At 58.6% G+C, this 15,586-nt stretch carries 14 protein-coding genes; 4 read left to right on the plus strand and 10 right to left on the minus strand.

Features of this window, described 5'->3' with window-relative positions; genetic code table 11:
* Positions 1 to 186 precede the first annotated feature (186 nt).
* Positions 187 to 2,031, plus strand: a complete 1,845-nt coding sequence (locus WNY39_RS13620; protein ID WP_342846272.1) for a sigma 54-interacting transcriptional regulator — start codon at positions 187 to 189, stop codon at positions 2,029 to 2,031.
* A 322-nt stretch (positions 2,032 to 2,353) separates the two neighbouring features.
* Here WNY39_RS13620 and WNY39_RS13625 read toward each other — a convergent pair whose 3' ends face one another.
* The 6 genes from WNY39_RS13625 to alr all read right to left on the minus strand — a co-directional run bounded on the left by WNY39_RS13625 (position 2,354) and on the right by alr (position 7,393).
* Complete coding sequence (locus WNY39_RS13625) at positions 2,354 to 2,908, minus strand: CvpA family protein (protein WP_093915998.1); 555 nt, start codon at positions 2,906 to 2,908, stop codon at positions 2,354 to 2,356.
* Positions 2,909 to 2,936: 28 nt separating this feature from the next.
* Positions 2,937 to 4,304, minus strand: a complete 1,368-nt coding sequence (gene radA / locus WNY39_RS13630; protein WP_342846275.1) for a DNA repair protein RadA — start codon at positions 4,302 to 4,304, stop codon at positions 2,937 to 2,939.
* 48 nt (positions 4,305 to 4,352) lie between these two features.
* Complete coding sequence (locus tag WNY39_RS13635; protein ID WP_342846277.1) at positions 4,353 to 4,802, minus strand: paraquat-inducible protein A; 450 nt, start codon at positions 4,800 to 4,802, stop codon at positions 4,353 to 4,355.
* 85 nt (positions 4,803 to 4,887) lie between these two features.
* Positions 4,888 to 5,592, minus strand: coding sequence for an ATP-binding cassette domain-containing protein (locus WNY39_RS13640; RefSeq protein WP_342846278.1), 705 nt, complete (start codon positions 5,590 to 5,592; stop codon positions 4,888 to 4,890).
* Positions 5,589 to 6,362: an ABC transporter permease gene (locus tag WNY39_RS13645; RefSeq protein ID WP_342846279.1), complete on the minus strand. Its 774-nt coding sequence runs from the start codon at positions 6,360 to 6,362 to the stop codon at positions 5,589 to 5,591. The genes WNY39_RS13640 and WNY39_RS13645 overlap by 4 nt, the downstream gene beginning before the upstream one ends.
* Positions 6,359 to 7,393: an alanine racemase gene (gene alr / locus WNY39_RS13650; RefSeq protein ID WP_342846280.1), complete on the minus strand. Its 1,035-nt coding sequence runs from the start codon at positions 7,391 to 7,393 to the stop codon at positions 6,359 to 6,361. The genes WNY39_RS13645 and alr overlap by 4 nt, the downstream gene beginning before the upstream one ends.
* A gap of 411 nt (positions 7,394 to 7,804) precedes the next feature.
* Between alr and WNY39_RS13655 the strand changes: the two genes are divergently transcribed.
* Positions 7,805 to 9,070 carry a dienelactone hydrolase gene (locus WNY39_RS13655; protein WP_342846648.1) on the plus strand — a complete coding sequence of 422 codons (1,266 nt, stop codon included), beginning with the start codon at positions 7,805 to 7,807 and terminating at the stop codon, positions 9,068 to 9,070.
* Positions 9,071 to 9,089: 19 nt separating this feature from the next.
* Positions 9,090 to 9,815 (plus strand): sterol desaturase family protein, encoded by a 726-nt coding sequence (locus WNY39_RS13660; protein WP_342846282.1) that lies wholly within the window; start codon positions 9,090 to 9,092, stop codon positions 9,813 to 9,815.
* A gap of 37 nt (positions 9,816 to 9,852) precedes the next feature.
* Here the strand turns inward: WNY39_RS13660 and WNY39_RS13665 are convergent, their stop codons facing one another.
* The 4 genes from WNY39_RS13665 to WNY39_RS13680 form a co-directional block, all read right to left on the minus strand.
* Positions 9,853 to 11,352: a replicative DNA helicase gene (locus WNY39_RS13665; RefSeq protein WP_342846284.1), complete on the minus strand. Its 1,500-nt coding sequence runs from the start codon at positions 11,350 to 11,352 to the stop codon at positions 9,853 to 9,855.
* Positions 11,353 to 11,509: 157 nt separating this feature from the next.
* Positions 11,510 to 12,190 carry an orotate phosphoribosyltransferase gene (locus WNY39_RS13670; RefSeq protein ID WP_342846286.1) on the minus strand — a complete coding sequence of 227 codons (681 nt, stop codon included), beginning with the start codon at positions 12,188 to 12,190 and terminating at the stop codon, positions 11,510 to 11,512.
* Between the two features lie 87 nt (positions 12,191 to 12,277).
* Positions 12,278 to 13,318, minus strand: coding sequence for a dihydroorotase (gene pyrC, locus WNY39_RS13675; RefSeq protein ID WP_342846288.1), 1,041 nt, complete (start codon positions 13,316 to 13,318; stop codon positions 12,278 to 12,280).
* Between the two features lie 76 nt (positions 13,319 to 13,394).
* Complete coding sequence (locus tag WNY39_RS13680; RefSeq protein ID WP_342846289.1) at positions 13,395 to 14,435, minus strand: phosphoadenosine phosphosulfate reductase; 1,041 nt, start codon at positions 14,433 to 14,435, stop codon at positions 13,395 to 13,397.
* A gap of 234 nt (positions 14,436 to 14,669) precedes the next feature.
* On the opposite strand from WNY39_RS13680, the gene WNY39_RS13685 reads away from it, so the two are divergent.
* Positions 14,670 to 15,581 carry a MoxR family ATPase gene (locus WNY39_RS13685; RefSeq protein ID WP_342846291.1) on the plus strand — a complete coding sequence of 304 codons (912 nt, stop codon included), beginning with the start codon at positions 14,670 to 14,672 and terminating at the stop codon, positions 15,579 to 15,581.
* Positions 15,582 to 15,586: the final 5 nt, after the last annotated feature.

The raw sequence follows: 15,586 nt of genomic DNA on the forward strand, positions 1-15,586 counted from the left end.
TCTCCTGTCATTGGTTAACGACATGGTTCCACGCAACGCCGCAGTGCAGAAGACCTTCTGCCAAATGCCTTCAAAGCGGATTGGGATTGAATTTATTGGTTAATTTTTGGGCGGTTGTTACGAATTTTCGTAAGTTACGAAATTTCGTAGTTTTCTCAGCTCCTACGGACCCCCATCCTCTGCTTCATGCTTGATGAAACCGAATCCGCTGATCTGATCGCCCATCACCCGATGCCAACGATCATTGTCGACACCCACAGCGACAGAATCGTCGCCGCGAATGACGCGGGGCGTGCCCTGTTGGGAGAGGCGACGCTGTTGGCACCCCTCTCTCGCCAGATGAAAAATGACTTCTCCGCCGCTGTGGTGTTTTTCGATGCCGTCGCGCATTTCGGATCTTATGTGGACCGCAGCCTCTCGCTGACCAGCCCAACGGGTGCGGCTTTGCGGCTTCAGACCTATGGCGCGCAACTTAAGCCGGGCCTGGTGCTGCTTAGCTTTCTGGACCTTGACGAACATGACCGTCGCGACCAGCAAGCAGAACGAAAGGCACACCAGAACGCGGGCCTTTCCCAATGGCAGAATATCTATGGCTTCTTTCGTGAGGTCGAGGCCCAGAACCATCTGATCCTCGAAGCGGCTGGCGAAGGCATCTATGGCATCAACGCCAAAGGTCAGGCCACCTTTGTCAACCGCGCGGCACAGGAGATGCTGGGCTGGTCGTCGGACGATTTGATCGGGCGGGAATTGCACTCGATCATCCACCACAAGCGCCTGAGTGGGGATCACTTCCCCGCCCATGAATGTCCGATCTATAAATCCTTCCGCCGCGACCAGACCATGCGCGTGGAAGATGATGTATTCTGGCGCAAGGACGGCAAGCCGATCCTTGTGGAATATGTCTCGACCCCGATTTACGACCATGATGTGCTGGCCGGAGCCGTGGTGATCTTTCGCGACGTGACCGAACGCAAGGAAAATGAACGCAAGCTGCGCGATGCCTTGGCGCAGGTCGAAGACTTGAAGGTAAAGCTACAACAGGAAAACGAATACCTTCTGACAGAGATACGCTCGGCGCGGTCCCACACGGGCGTGGTCGGTGTGTCTCCCGCAATCAAATTGCTGAACGCCCAGATTGATCTCGCCGCGCAAAGCGGTACCCATGTTCTGGTCTCCGGCCCGTCTGGATCGGGCAAAAGCATGACAGCCTCGGCGATCCACGAGGCAAGCGACCGTCACCACCGCCCCCTCGTGCGCATCAACTGCGATCAGAAAAAGGCCGCCGATCTGGAGGCGGAGCTTTTTGGCTATCGTCGCGGTGCATTTGCGGGTGCTGCGCGGGATATGACGGGCAAATTGCTCATGGCCCACAACGGCACCCTGCATCTGGACGAGGTCGCGAGCCTACCCGCCAAGGTACAGGCCAGCCTGCACGACGTCCTTCAAACGGGCCACTTCCGACGTCTGGGTGACGGCACCGACATTCCGGTGGCGGCCAAGGTCATCGCCACCACAAGCTATGATCTGCTGGCCGAGGTGCGGGCCGGACGGTTCCGGCAAGACCTATATTTTGCCCTGAACGTGCTGCCGATCATGACCGAACCCCTTAAGAACCGGCCCGAAGATATCCCCTACCTCGCGCGGCACTACCTCGATCGCACAATGCGCCGTCTGCGACTGCCAAAGATGACCCTGACCAAAGCCAATATAGAGGCGCTACAATCCTATGACTGGCCCGGAAACGTGCGGGAACTGGAAAATGTCATTGAGCGCACGGCAATCCTTGCCCAGGGCGGTCGGTTGCAGTTCGACATCCAAAGCAGCGCATCAGATGCGTGCACACAGACAAACCGCGTCCTGACCCAGAAAGAGCTGCGCCAGTTGGAAATCAAGAACTTCGAAGCAGCATTACGCCGTGCCAAAGGCAAGATTTCCGGCAAATCCGGCGCAGCAGCGATCCTCGGACTTGCGCCGACGACCGCCTATTCAAAAGCCAAGTCGCTTGGCATACAGATGGACCAATTCTCGTAGGAGGGAATTAAAGGAAGACGATAAAGGTGCAGCTCTGCTGGCTAAAGTCGAATGACCGCTTTAGCACCTCCTTCCCAACTTAATCGCGCCCGCAGCAAAGGGCCGCTTCCCGCCCTTCATTCCAAAGGCCCTCGCAATCGCAGCGCAAACTGAGCGGCCGCAGCGAACGGCAGGAAAGTCCGCATAGCGGACATCCAAGATACGGCACATTTGTGCAAAACCCTCAAAGTGCGAATAGCGCCCCGTATGGCAAGCCGATCAAACACCAAAGGCCGCCCTATGCACGGGGCGGCCCTTTTGCGTCGTCTAATTATATCAGGTGTTATTCGCCGCAGCTGCCGACGAGGGCTTCGTAGCGGGATGTAATCCAGCCTAGGGCTTCTTCGGGGTTTTGCTCTTCGATCTGGCCGGTGAACTTGCCGAACACTTGGGCAGAGCGGCTTTCGTCGACGATGGTATAGGTCTGGCCGGTGATCACGGTGTCATAGACAAAGAACGCAATCGCCACGAGCAGGATGCCGCGCGCGACGCCGAACAGAAATCCAAACCCCTGATCAAGGCCGCCCAGCACCGACCGTTGCACCAGCGACGAAAACAGCGGGGTGAACAGTGACACCACGATCAAGGCGATGGCAAAGACGATGGCAAATGCGCCGATGATCGACAATTCGCAGCTGTCGGCCAGAAACTCGCCCACGACCGGGATTTCGGAAACCAGCGGTTCGACTTGGGGCGCGAATAGAAATGCCACGACGGCGGCGGCAATCCAGCCGAGGATGGCCATCAGCTCGCGGACCAGACCGCGGCTATATGCCAAAAGTGCTGACAGGACGATGACAAGCGCCACAACCCCGTCAATGATGGTAAAACCTTCCATGATCGTTTTGCCTTCCTTGTGGGGGCGGTTAGCCAGCCCCGAATATTTCGCCTACAAATCCGGTTAGATCGCTCATGGTATTAAGCGTTATGCCGTTTTTGCCCACGGGTTTTCCCCCTGCGGGCGCAATGGCGCTGGTAAAACCAAGTTTTTGCGCTTCTTTCAACCTATTTTCCGTCTGAGTGGCGGGTCTTAGGGCACCTGACAGGCTTATTTCCCCGAAAACAACCGTTTCCGCAGGCAACGCTACGTCTTCGCGCGCGCTGAGCAGGGCGGCGGCCACGGCCAGATCGGCGGCGGGTTCGGAAATCTTCATGCCGCCCGCGACGTTCAGATAGACATCAAGCCCGGCAAAGGGGATGCCGCAGCGCGCCTCGAGCACGGCCAGAATCATCGCCAGACGCCCGCCATCCCAGCCCACGACCGTGCGCCGCGCCTGCGAATGGGGCGAGGGCGCAACAAGGGCCTGTAATTCGCACAGCACTGGCCGCGTCCCTTCGATGCCCGCGAACACCACGGAGCCCGCAGCAGGTTCACCGCGTTCAGACAGGAAATGCGCGGAGGGGTTGGTAACCTCGGCCAGCCCTTGACCGGTCATCTCGAATACGCCGATCTCGTCCGCGGGGCCAAAGCGGTTTTTGACGGCGCGCAGAATGCGGAACTGGTGGCCGCGCTCGCCCTCGAAATAAAGCACGGTATCGACCATGTGTTCGACGACGCGGGGGCCTGCGATCTGGCCGTCTTTGGTAACGTGGCCGACAAGGATCACCGACACACCCGTGCGTTTGGCAAAACTGGTCAGCTCATGCGCCGAGGCGCGGACCTGAGATACGGACCCCGGCGCGCTTTCCACGTTATCGGCCCACATGGTCTGGATCGAATCGATGATCGCCAGATCCGGGCGCTCGGCCTCGAGCGTGGTCAGGATGTCGCGCAGGTTGGTTTCAGCGGCGAGTTTCACCGGCGCATCCGCCAGCCCCAACCGCTGCGCACGCATGCGCACTTGGGCGGAGGCTTCTTCGCCGCTGACATAGATGGTTTTCAACCCGCTACGGGCAAAATGCGCGGCGGCTTGCAGCAGCAAGGTGGATTTACCGATGCCCGGATCACCGCCCACCAGAATGGCCGATGCCGCCACCAGACCACCGCCCAACACGCGGTCAAGTTCGTCAATGCCCGATCGGCTGCGCGGTGGCGGGGATTCTTTGGTGCTTAGGTCGGTCAGCACCATGGCCGATCCGCGCTTGGCCCCCAGCGTTTTGCTGGGCGGGCCGGCAGAGATGCCTTTGTCTTGCTCGATGGTGTTCCATTCGCCGCAACCATCGCAGCGGCCGGACCACTTGTTAAAACTGGCACCGCAAGACGTGCATGAAAATGTGACGGGAGATTTTGCCATGTGCCTTTTTGGCTGACAGCGCGGGCGAGGTCAAAGCAAAAACACAGGTTAGGTGGCGGCTTCTTGCGCGGGCCGGTTTTGCTGGGTTTTCCAACTGATCCAGAGAGACGTCAGAATGCAGGCGGTGAAGAGATAAAGGCCCCAAGCCACCTCGACCCGGCCAAAGCCGATGCCCTTGGCCAGCGTGATATAAAGCGCGATCAGAAACACGTCTGCCATGGCGAGCTTACCGATGAATGCCAGCGCGGGCAGGGCGCGCGGGCCGAGCATGTTGAATTGCACCAAGGCCAGTCCAAGCGTTTTAAGGTAGGGGGCGATGAAGGCAAAGAATGTGACGACCAATGCCAGAAAGATGTCAGATGCCCAGAGCGCCCGTACCCCGCTGAGAACCGATATTTCGGTCAACCCAAACAGCGGAAGCACCCCCGCCCGCATCAGCGGTGCGGCCCAAGCGATGGGGTAGAGGATGAGTAAAGAGAGGTTCAGGACGCGCAGCATGGGGGTTTTCTAAGGCAGGAGGCGCGTGCGCGCCATTTGATTTTGCGATCTGCGGGGCGCAGATCGGGGCCTTCGGCGAGGATATTTAAGAGCCAGAGAAGAGGAACGCCTTGAGTTGGTCGTCTTGGGCCGCGGCCATTTGGGCGGGTGTGCCGTGCCAGCGGATTTTGCCCTTGTCCAGCAGGGCGACCTGATCGGCGATGCTGTGCACCGTGGTCATGTCATGGGTGATGGTGAGGGTGGTCGCGTTTGTTTCAGAGACGATGTCGCGGATGAGGGTGTTGATGGTGCGGGCCATGATCGGGTCTAGGCCGGTTGTGGGTTCGTCAAAGAAAATCACCGACGGGTCCGTGGCAATGGCGCGGGCAAGGCCGGCGCGTTTTTGCATGCCGCCGGAAAGTGTGGCGGGCAGGCGGTCGGCGACATCGGCATCCAGCCCCACGCGGGCAAGCTTTTGCAGGGCGATGGCGCGGGCGCGAGGTTTTGGCATTTGGCGCAGCAGGCGGAAGGCCACGTTTTGCCATATGGGTAGGCTGTCAAACAGGGCGGCCCCTTGGAACAACATGCCAAAACCGTTGAGGAAGGCCTTGTGATCGAGTGGGGCGTCATGGTGGGTGATGGTGCCGCTGTCTGGGGTGACGAGGCCGAGGATGGAGCGCATCAGCACGGATTTTCCGCTGCCGGAGGCACCGATCACAACCGTGGATTTTCCTTGCGGCAGGGTCAGGTTCACGCCGCGCAGGATGGGTTTGTCGTCGAAGGTTTTATGTATGTTGGTCAGGGTGATCATAAGGCAAAGATCAGTGCTGTAAGGACAAAGTTTGCCGCGAGGATCAGCACGGCGGCGGCCTCGACGGCGGATTTGGTGGCGCGGCCCACACCGCGCGCGCCGCGATCTGCGTGCATCCCGAAATAGCATCCCATGGTGGCGGCGATCATCCCGAAAGCGGCCCCTTTGATTAGCGACGACGCGATATCGAGGGGTTCGAGGAAATCGACAGTGTTGCGCAGGTAGGCCGTCGGGTTAAAGCCAAGCGAGCCTGTTGCGACGATATAGCCGCCCAGAATGCCGATCACATCGCCCACGGCCACCAGAAGTGGCACAACCAGCAGCGCGGCCAGCACGCGGGGCACTGTCAGATAGCGCATCGGATCGGTTGAAAGGGTGATCAAGGCGTCGAGCTGTTCGGTGACCTTCATCGTGGCGATTTCGGCAGCAATGGCGGCGGTGACGCGGGCGGCGACCATCAGGCCGACCAGCACGGGGCCAAGTTCACGGACCATGCCGATGGCGACGATCTGCGGCACGACGGCTTGGGCGTTAAAGCGGGCACCCCCTGCATAGATTTGCATCACCAATGCGCCGCCGGTGAACAATGCCGTCAGCCCGACCACAGGCAGCGACAGCCAGCCGATTTGCACCAGCGACGTCAGGAACTGCCCCGCATAAAACGGCGGGCGAAAGATATGGAGGATGGATGAGAACGCGAAGATCGTGACCCGGCCCAAAGCGGCGAGGATGCCAAGCACCACGCGCCCCAGTGCCGCAAGATAATTCACGTTAGATACACACGGTCATAGCGCGCGCCGAGCGAGGTCAGAATTTCATACCCGATGGTACCTGCAAAACTGGCAATTGTATCAACGGATTGATGCTGCCCGATCAACTGCAAGTGAGAGGGGGTGTCTTGTAGCTCTGTGACATCGGCGGTGATCAGATCCATCGACACACGGCCCACCACGGCCAGTTTGCGCCCTTCGTGGGTGAGGGTTGCACCGTTGCCCATGGCGCGGATCAGACCGTCGGCATAGCCGCCCGAAACGGTGGCAATCTGCGACGGGCGCGCTGCGGTCCATCCGCAGGCATAGCCAACCGTGGCCCCCTCATCCACGTCGCGGACCTGAATGACAGGCAGGTCGAGGGTGACCACTGGCAGGGCGTCAATGAAGGGCAGGCCGCCATATAATCCGATGCCGGGACGGGTCAGATCGAAATGATAGTCGTCGCCCAGCAGGATGCCGCCTGTCGCGCTGAGGGACAACGGCACCTCGACGCCTGCTGTCATCTCGCGAAAGATTTCGAGCTGGGCGGCGTTCATGGGATGGTCGGGTTCATCGGCACAGGCCAGATGGGACATGACCATCGTCGGGTTTTGCGACAAGGCGATATCGCGCAGCGCGCTCCATTCGGCGGGGTCCATGCCCAGACGGTTCATCCCTGTGTTGAGCTGAATGCCAAAGGGGTGGCCGGGCAGGGTTTCCACGTGGCCGATCATCTGATCGACGGAATTGATCATCGGGGTCAGGTTGGCCTGACCAATCATATCGGCGTCACCGGGCATATGGCCGGAAAATATGTTGATGCGGGGGCCGGGGCCCAGCACGTCGCGCAGGGCGACGCCTTCCTCGGCGACGGCGACAAAGAATTCGCGCGCCCCTTCGGCAGCCAGCACGGGGGCCACGCGGTCAATGCCCAAGCCATAAGCGTTGGCCTTGACGACAGCGCCGGTTTCGCATCCGCTTAGGCGGTTGAGCGCGTGCCAATTGGCGGCAAGCGCCTTGAGATCGATGGTAAGTTTAGCTGTTGTCATGGTTTTTGTTTCGACCGGATGCGCGCCCGCGTCAAGCACCTGCGCGTGTGTGCTGCGTGAAATAGCCCAGATTATGTTACATTGCCTTTGCGTGAACGGGCACAGGGTGCCGGCGGTTTCACCGCGCCAAGACATAAAACTGCAATGCTTGGGATGATAAGCGGGCCAAAGAAACAGCAGGCACCAACCCTCAACCGAGTTCTAGCAGAGGCGGGCAATCTGACGGAAACGTGCCGCAGCGGCACTTCCGAGTTTGTCTTGCAAGATGCACCGAACCGGGTAGCTTGTTCCTGACAATAGTCAGGGCGCGGGAAAGTGCCCGATTTTAAAAAATGGGAGAAGTTACCGATGTTGATCGAAGGATCTAAATTCATTCCAGCTTTGACGGTTGTTGCAAGTGTTGCTGCGCCGATGGCTTGGGCAGAAAACCGCGTTGATACGCAATTGCCAAATGCGCCGGAACTGGCCGCGTATGGCGATATGGCGGTTGGCGTGCGCCAGATCGATCTGGTTCATGCCGATCAGATTAACATTCTGGCCATTGATCCATCGGCAGACAAGCCTGAGACCCTGCCAACCTACGACCGTCCGCTGGCCGTCGAAGTTTGGTACCCCGCAGCCGATGGGGCCACCGGTGACACAGCATTCAAAGCATACCTGCGCGATGGCACAACCGAGGTTACGCTGAACGGTCAGGCGATGCGCGATGCAGACCCAGCGGCGGGTGCGGCCTATCCTTTGGTGATTGTATCGCACGGCTATCCGGGCAACCGCTTTTTGATGTCGCATTTGGCGGAAAACATCGCCTCCAAAGGCTATGTTGTGGCGGCGATTGATCATACGGATTCGACATATCGGACCAAGGCGGCGTTCGGATCGACATTGGTCAACCGGTCCTTGGACCAGTTGTTCGTGCTTGATGAAATGGCGCGGCTGTCCGCCGAAGACGGATCATTCCTGAACGGTTTGGTTAACGCTGATACCGCGGGCATCGTGGGCTATTCGATGGGCGGCTATGGGGCCATCATCACCTCGGGCGGGGGCGTGACCGAAGCGTCAGTCGCCTATAGCTGGGGCGGTCCACATGGCACCTTGGCGATCCATCAGGCCGGGTCTGAGACGCATAATGCATTGCCCGATCCACGCATCAAAACGGCCGTGGCGATTGGCCCTTGGGGCATGAACACCGGGTTCTGGAATGCCGAAGGATTGTCTGGCATCAAAATTCCGATGTTGTTCATGGCCGGCTCGCAAGACATGACATCGCTGTACGAAAAAGGTGTCCGCGCGATTTGGGAGAACGCCAGCAACACAAACCGCAGCCTGCTGACCTTTGAAAACGCGGGTCACAATGCGGCGGCACCGATCCCTGCACCTGCGGAATCCTACCGCCATGACGAAGCACTGGGTTATAACGTGTCGGGCCACTACACCGATCCGGTTTGGGATCAGGCGCGCATGAACAACATCGCCCAGCATTTCGTGACCGCGTGGATGGATAACCATCTCAAGGGCGACGCGACAGCTGGCGAATATCTTGATCTGGTTGAAAATTCCAACGATGGCGTCTGGTCGATGAACGAAGACGGCACCCCAAAGGAAGACCACAGCTATTGGAAAGGGTTCGACAAGGACACTGCCAAAGGTTTACGCTTTGAGGTCAAAGCACCTGAGTAAACCTGAAAAGGAAAAGCCGATGATGCGACTGCGCATCATGTTTTCGCACGCTGCCGTCGCCCTATTGGCGGTGGCGTGCGGTGTTAGCGTGATCGTGCTGGCGATTTACGCCCCCGTTTGGGTTTGGGCGCTGGTCCCCTTGGGCATCGCCGCGCAGATGCTGAACGAATACAATCTGCACCGCTATGTGTTTCACCTGCCGCCGCCGAAACGGCAGTGGGCGTTTGACCTGCTTTATGTCGCGCATTACGGCCACCATGATTTCCCCACAAACACGCGGCTGTTTTTCGTCCCGATCTGGGTCGCCTTGCCGATGTTGGTGGTGAACAGCTTGGCTTTATGGGCGGTGTTGGCGCTGCTTGGTGTCGCGCAGGCGCTTTGGATCGCGGTTGCCGTTGTGCCCGTGGGCGGAGTGCTGACGTTTCTGACCTATGAATGGTTTCACATGACAGCACACTTGAACCTGCCCAAAACGCGGATTGAGCGCTATGTGACCACGCTGCATAACCAGCATCATTTCCGTGACTTCAGCAAATGGTTCCACGTCAGCCCCGGCGGCGAAGTGATCGACCGCGCAATGGGCACCGCGATTGACCGCGATGCTTTGAAACATCAACAACGTATTGAGTTTATCCGAACCTTGGGCCTGCGCCCCGACGATCCGCGCCTTGTTGCGGCACGGGGCCGGTTTGCGGCGAAATACAACCTAACCGACGCAGAAATTGCCCGCGCGGCGACCGTGTGATCCAGAGATCAAACTGGGTGAGCAAGTAAGCTGACGATCAGAATTCCTGATCGCCGCCATCATTGTTTTGCCATGGCTTCACCAAGTTGCCAAAGCGGGTAAAGCGCCCCTCAAAGCTGAGATCGACCGTGCCGATCGGCCCGTGCCGCTGCTTACCGATCACAACCTCGGCGCGGCCATGCAGGCGCTCCATCTCTTCTTGCCAGATCGCCATCTTGTCCAGCTCGTGATCACCGGGTTTTTCACGCTCTTTGTAGTATTCTTCGCGGAACACGAACATCACGACATCGGCGTCTTGTTCGATCGATCCAGATTCGCGCAAATCCGACAGCTGTGGGCGTTTATCTTCGCGGTTTTCCACCTGACGTGAAAGCTGGGACAGGGCGATCACGGGAATGTCCAATTCCTTGGCAATCGCCTTGAGACCCATCGTAATCTCGGAAATCTCGTTTACGCGATTCTCGTTTTTGCCGGTGCCGCGCACCAGTTGAAGATAGTCGATGATCAACACATCCAACCCGTGCGTCCGCTTGAGCCGCCGCGCACGTGCGGCCAATTGGCTGATCGGCAGGGCAGGCGTATCATCGATATACAGCGGGCAGGCCTCAAGCGCCTTGGCCGCATCCACGAAACGTCGGAATTCGGCTTCGGTCATGTCACCGGATCGGATTTGCTGCGAGGGGATCTCCGACGCTTCCGACAGGATCCGCGCGGCAAGCTGCTCGGCGCTCATCTCAAGGCTATAAAAGCCCACAACGCCGCCATCTACAGCGCCCTCTGTGCCATCATGCAAGGTGCCGCGGCGATAGGCCTTGGCGACGTTAAAGGCGATGTTGGTGGCAAGCGACGTTTTGCCCATCGAGGGACGCCCGGCGAGGATCAAAAGGTCAGAGCGGTGCAAGCCGCCCAGCTTTTTATCCATATCAATCAGGCCCGTAGAGACGCCCGACAGCCCCCCGTCGCGCTGATAGGCGGCGTTGGCGACGTTAACCGCGTCCGTTACCGCCTTAAGAAAGCTTTGAAAGCCGCTTTCGGTCTGGCCTTGCTCTGCCAGTTTATAAAGCTGTTGTTCCGCTTCGACGATCTGCTCGCGCGGTTCTGACATGACATCGACCTGCGCGGCCTTGGCGGAAATATCACGGCCCAGCTGGATCAAATCGCGGCGCACCGCCAGATCATAGATCATCTGCGCATAGTCACGCACCGCAAAGGCGCTGATCGCAGCACCGGCAAGACGCACCAGATAGGCGGGGCCGCCCAATTCTTTCAGCCCCTCGTCGTCCTCCATAAACGCCTTGAGCGTCACGGGGGAGGCAAGGTTGTTTTTCGCAATCCGCGCGCTGGCAATTTCGAAAATGCGGGCGTGAACGGGGTCATAGAAATGCTTGGGGCCAATGATCGACGCCACGCGGTCGTAGATGTCGTTATTGGTCAGGATCGCGCCCAGCAGCTGCTGTTCCGCCTCGATCGAATGAGGCATGGTTTCAGGGGCTTGGACTGTCAGATCGTTGGTGTTGATGCTGGAAATCTCGTTCACTTACCTTGTACCCCACTGATTGCTGCCCCGAGCCTCGGACTTAACCGAACGGGCAGGGTTGCTGCAAATTGTATAACTTGTGGATAACCCTGCGCTGGCCGAATACTACAGGATTTTGCGGAAAAATATATATCATCTACCAGATAGAGTAGAAAATTTATGAATCTTTCCGCGCGTCCTGCCATTCCTTTGGCGCATTCAGGAACGCTTCAACCTCGTTCAAGGTTTCAGCATCGAATGCTTTTTGGGCTTTGGCCTCGGCCAGAACATCCCACCATGTGCACAGGCTGTGCAGGCTAACGCCATGGTCGCCCAAGGTCTTTTCGGTTTGCGGAAAGATGCCGTAATAAAAGATCACGGCCGTATGCGCGCAGGTCGCGCCGGTTTCACGAATCGCGTCCACAAAACTGATCTTTGATCCGCCATCTGTGGTCAGGTCTTCGACCAGTAGCACGCGCTGGCCTTCGGTCATTTCCCCTTCGATGCGGGCGTTGCGGCCATAGCCTTTGGGCTTTTTGCGCACATAGGTCATGGGCAGCGCCATCCGTTCCGCCACCATCGCGGCAAAGGGGATGCCGGCCGTTTCGCCGCCTGCAATATTATCAAACGCCTCAAATCCGGCTTCGCGCATCACAGTGACAGTCAGAAAATCCATCAAGGTCGCGCGAATGCGCGGATAGCTGATCAGCTTGCGGCAATCGATATAAGTCGGGCTTGGCAGACCTGAGGCCAGCGTAAACGGCTCGGCTGCGTTAAAATGCACGGCCTTAATCTCAAGCAGCATCCGCGCCGTCAAACGCGCCATTTCGGTCGAATCGGGATAGCTGGTCGGGATCATCTGGGTCTCTTCCTTCTGGGGTGGGCTATGGCTTCTCTGGCTTTCAAATATCCTCGCCGAAGGCATAAAGTCTATGCCAATGGCAGGTCAATCTAACGCGACGCTCCAATTTAGCGGCATCATCGGATCAAACACAGTCACAGGCCCTTCGGGCGTGTCTATGTGGTCGGGGTATGTGGCGGGGGTGCGGGTCAATGTCATGGTTTGGGTGTTTGCGGGCAGACCATAGAACGCGGGGCCATTCAGCGACGCAAACCCCTCAAGCTTGTCCAGCGCGCCGTCTTGCTCAAACACTTCCGCAAGGATCGATATGGTGTTTGGCGCGGTAAAGCACCCCGCACAGCCGCAGGGCAGCAGTTTGTTGGCATCCGTGTGTGGGGCCGAGTCCGTCCCGAGGAAGAACCGTGCATCGCCCGATGTCGCCGCTTTGCGCAGTGCCAGCCGGTGGGTTTCGCGTTTGGCAACAGGCAGGCAGTAGTAATGCGGCTTGATCCCCCCTGCGAGGATATGATTGCGGTTGATGACCAGATGATGAGTGGTGATCGTCGCCCCCAGATTTTCGCTGGCCGAGCGTACATAATCAGCGGCGTCCGCTGTGGTGATATGTTCCATCACCACTTTCAGCCCCTGATGGCGCTTACGGATGGGATCCATCACGCGCTGGATAAACACGGCCTCGCGGTCAAAGATATCGACGGCAGGGTCCGTCACTTCGCCATGGGTGCACAGGGGCAGACCGATTTCTGCCATACGCTCCAGCACCGGGGCGACCTTGTCGAAATCCGTGACGCCGCTGGCTGAATTTGTCGTTGCTCCGGCGGGGTACAGCTTTACGGCAGTGATCAAACCGCTGGCATGGGCCGCTGCGACATCGTCTGGATCGGTATCCTCGGTCAGGTAGAGCGTCATCAGCGGCGTGAAATCGGCACCTTCGGGCAGGGCGGCCATAATCCGGTCGCGGTAGGCAGCGGCATCCGCCCCGCGCACGACTGGCGGCACGAGGTTCGGCATGATGATGGCGCGGGCAAAATGGGCAGCAGTATGCGGCAGCACCGCGCGCAGCATATCACCGTCACGCAGGTGCAGGTGCCAATCATCGGGGCGTCGAAGCGTCAGTGTTTGTGTCATGGGCGATCAGCTACCACAGGGGTCTGATCCGCACCAGAGGGGCATGTAATTTACCTGACCAAAACCGGGGTTGCGCTTACATTGCTTTTGACTCTGCGGCGCTTTCGTTCGACGACTCTGGCGTATCCGCATCTTGCTTGGGCGCAACTGCAGTATCTTCAACATCCGTTGCATCCTGCGCGGCGGCCTGCTGCTTCAACTCGGCCTCAATCGCCCTTTGCTTGCGGGAAAAACGTGGCGCTTGCATCCGCGCATTCACATAACGGCAAAGACGCAGGATCAATGTGGTACGACCCTCTGCCTCGAGCACTGCCAACAGCGACTTTAAATATTTACGGTAATCGCGCCGCGCGCGGTAAAGTTTGGCGAAGCTGAACGTGCTCAACTGGCCGTCGGCCGCAAGCTTTAGCAACGCTTCAAGTTGATCCATATGCAGCAGCTCGCTTTGCAGGGCGAGACCCATGTTTGGCATGCGCAGCTTGGTCACATTGGCGCGGGTGAACAGAGCGGCATGCATCGCATCCAGCGACACTTTGGGGTCATATAGTACAAAGGCGTGTTCGGCGGCATCCAGCATATCGGGCGCATAGCCAAAGCGTGACGTAAAATCGGTGCGCCGCATCTCGACAAAGCGGTCGTCCCATTCAGCGACCCGCGGGTCCAACGTCGCTTGGGGCTGGATCATCACGACCTGCGCACCGGGGGACGCCACCGAATAGGCCGCCGCGGCATAGCCACCGGGGCCAGCACCATAAAAAATAACCCGTTCGAATTTATCAAAAAACCCGTCGTCAATCAGCTTGTCGAAAAAGTCATAGACCGCCGGATCGCGAAACCAGGTGTCGCCTTCGCTGGCGATGCACAGATGCGACCAGCCATAGCTGCGTACCATTTCCCATCCCAACGGGTGCGACATCTCCGACAGCGCACGCATGCCGTTCACAGTCTCGAATGTGACCAGCAAGGTGGGTTTGCGTTCCACAAAGATCGCGTAATGCTTATCGCCCAGGTTTTCAAAAAAGCCGTCCTCATCGGCCACTTCGGACACGGCGAGCAACCAGTCATCTTTTTGTAGGCCCGTCAGGGGGGCGTCGATCGTGAAGGGTGCGTCGATCATTGGTGCGTCCTCATTCGATTTAAGCGCGTGTTTTGCGTTGTTAACCAAAATTAGCGGTTCAATACGGCATAAATGCGGTAAATGCATGGGCATTTGGGGCAAAACTGGGCCCATTTCACCATCTGAACGCGCATAGAAACCATGGTGAACAGACCAGAGGTCAGGGACCAAAACGGCCTTGGCTCTTGACCAGAAGGCGACAGAATGCACCTTTGGTGGTCCAAGGGGGACGCCATGACAGATTTATCGTCGATCGACGCCGTACAAACCATGCTTGAGGGGCAGGGATATGTGTGCGGGCGCGCGCTGGGCACGGTGGTGTTCCTAAGCCTGACCCTTGGCCGCCCGCTGTTCCTTGAAGGGGAGGCAGGCGTCGGTAAGACCGAGATTGCCAAGGCTCTGGCCACGGGGCTGAACCGTAAATTGATCCGGCTGCAATGCTACGAGGGGCTCGATGCATCTTCAGCCGTGTATGAATGGAATTTCCCCGCGCAGATGGTGGCAATCCGCACGGCTGAAGCCGCAGGCGATGCCTCGCGCAAGGCGTTAACGACCGAGCTTTTCAGCGATGATTTCCTGATCGAACGTCCTCTGCTCGAGGCTATGCGCCCCGATGACCGCGGCGCGCCAATCTTGCTCATTGACGAAGTCGACCGCACCGACGCCCCGTTTGAGGCGTTTTTGCTCGAGGCGCTCAGCGACTTTCAGGTGACGATCCCGGAGCTGGGCACGATCACAGCACCGGAACCGCCCGTCGTGATCCTGACCTCGAACCGCACCCGCGAGGTCCATGACGCGCTCAAACGCCGGTGCCTGTATCACTGGGTCGACTACCCCGATTTCGACCGTGAGATGGAAATCCTTGCGGCCCGCGCGCCCGAAGCCTCCACATCCCTTAGCCGCGAGGTCGTGGCCTTTGTTCAGCAATTGCGGACCGAGGACCTGTTCAAGAAACCCGGCGTGGCGGAAACCATCGACTGGGCGAAATGCCTGCTGGCACTGGATGTGATCAACCTCAGCCCCGAAGTCATCGCCGACACCCTCGGCGCGATCCTGAAATACCAAGATGACATCGCCAAACTCCACGGCTCAGAGGCCAAGCGTATCCTCGACCAAGCCCAAGCGTCACTCGACCCCGCAAAATGATCTCT

Origin of the sequence: Sulfitobacter sp. AS59 (assembly GCF_038899995.1) — a bacterium.
Classification (GTDB): Bacteria; Pseudomonadota; Alphaproteobacteria; order Rhodobacterales; family Rhodobacteraceae; genus Sulfitobacter.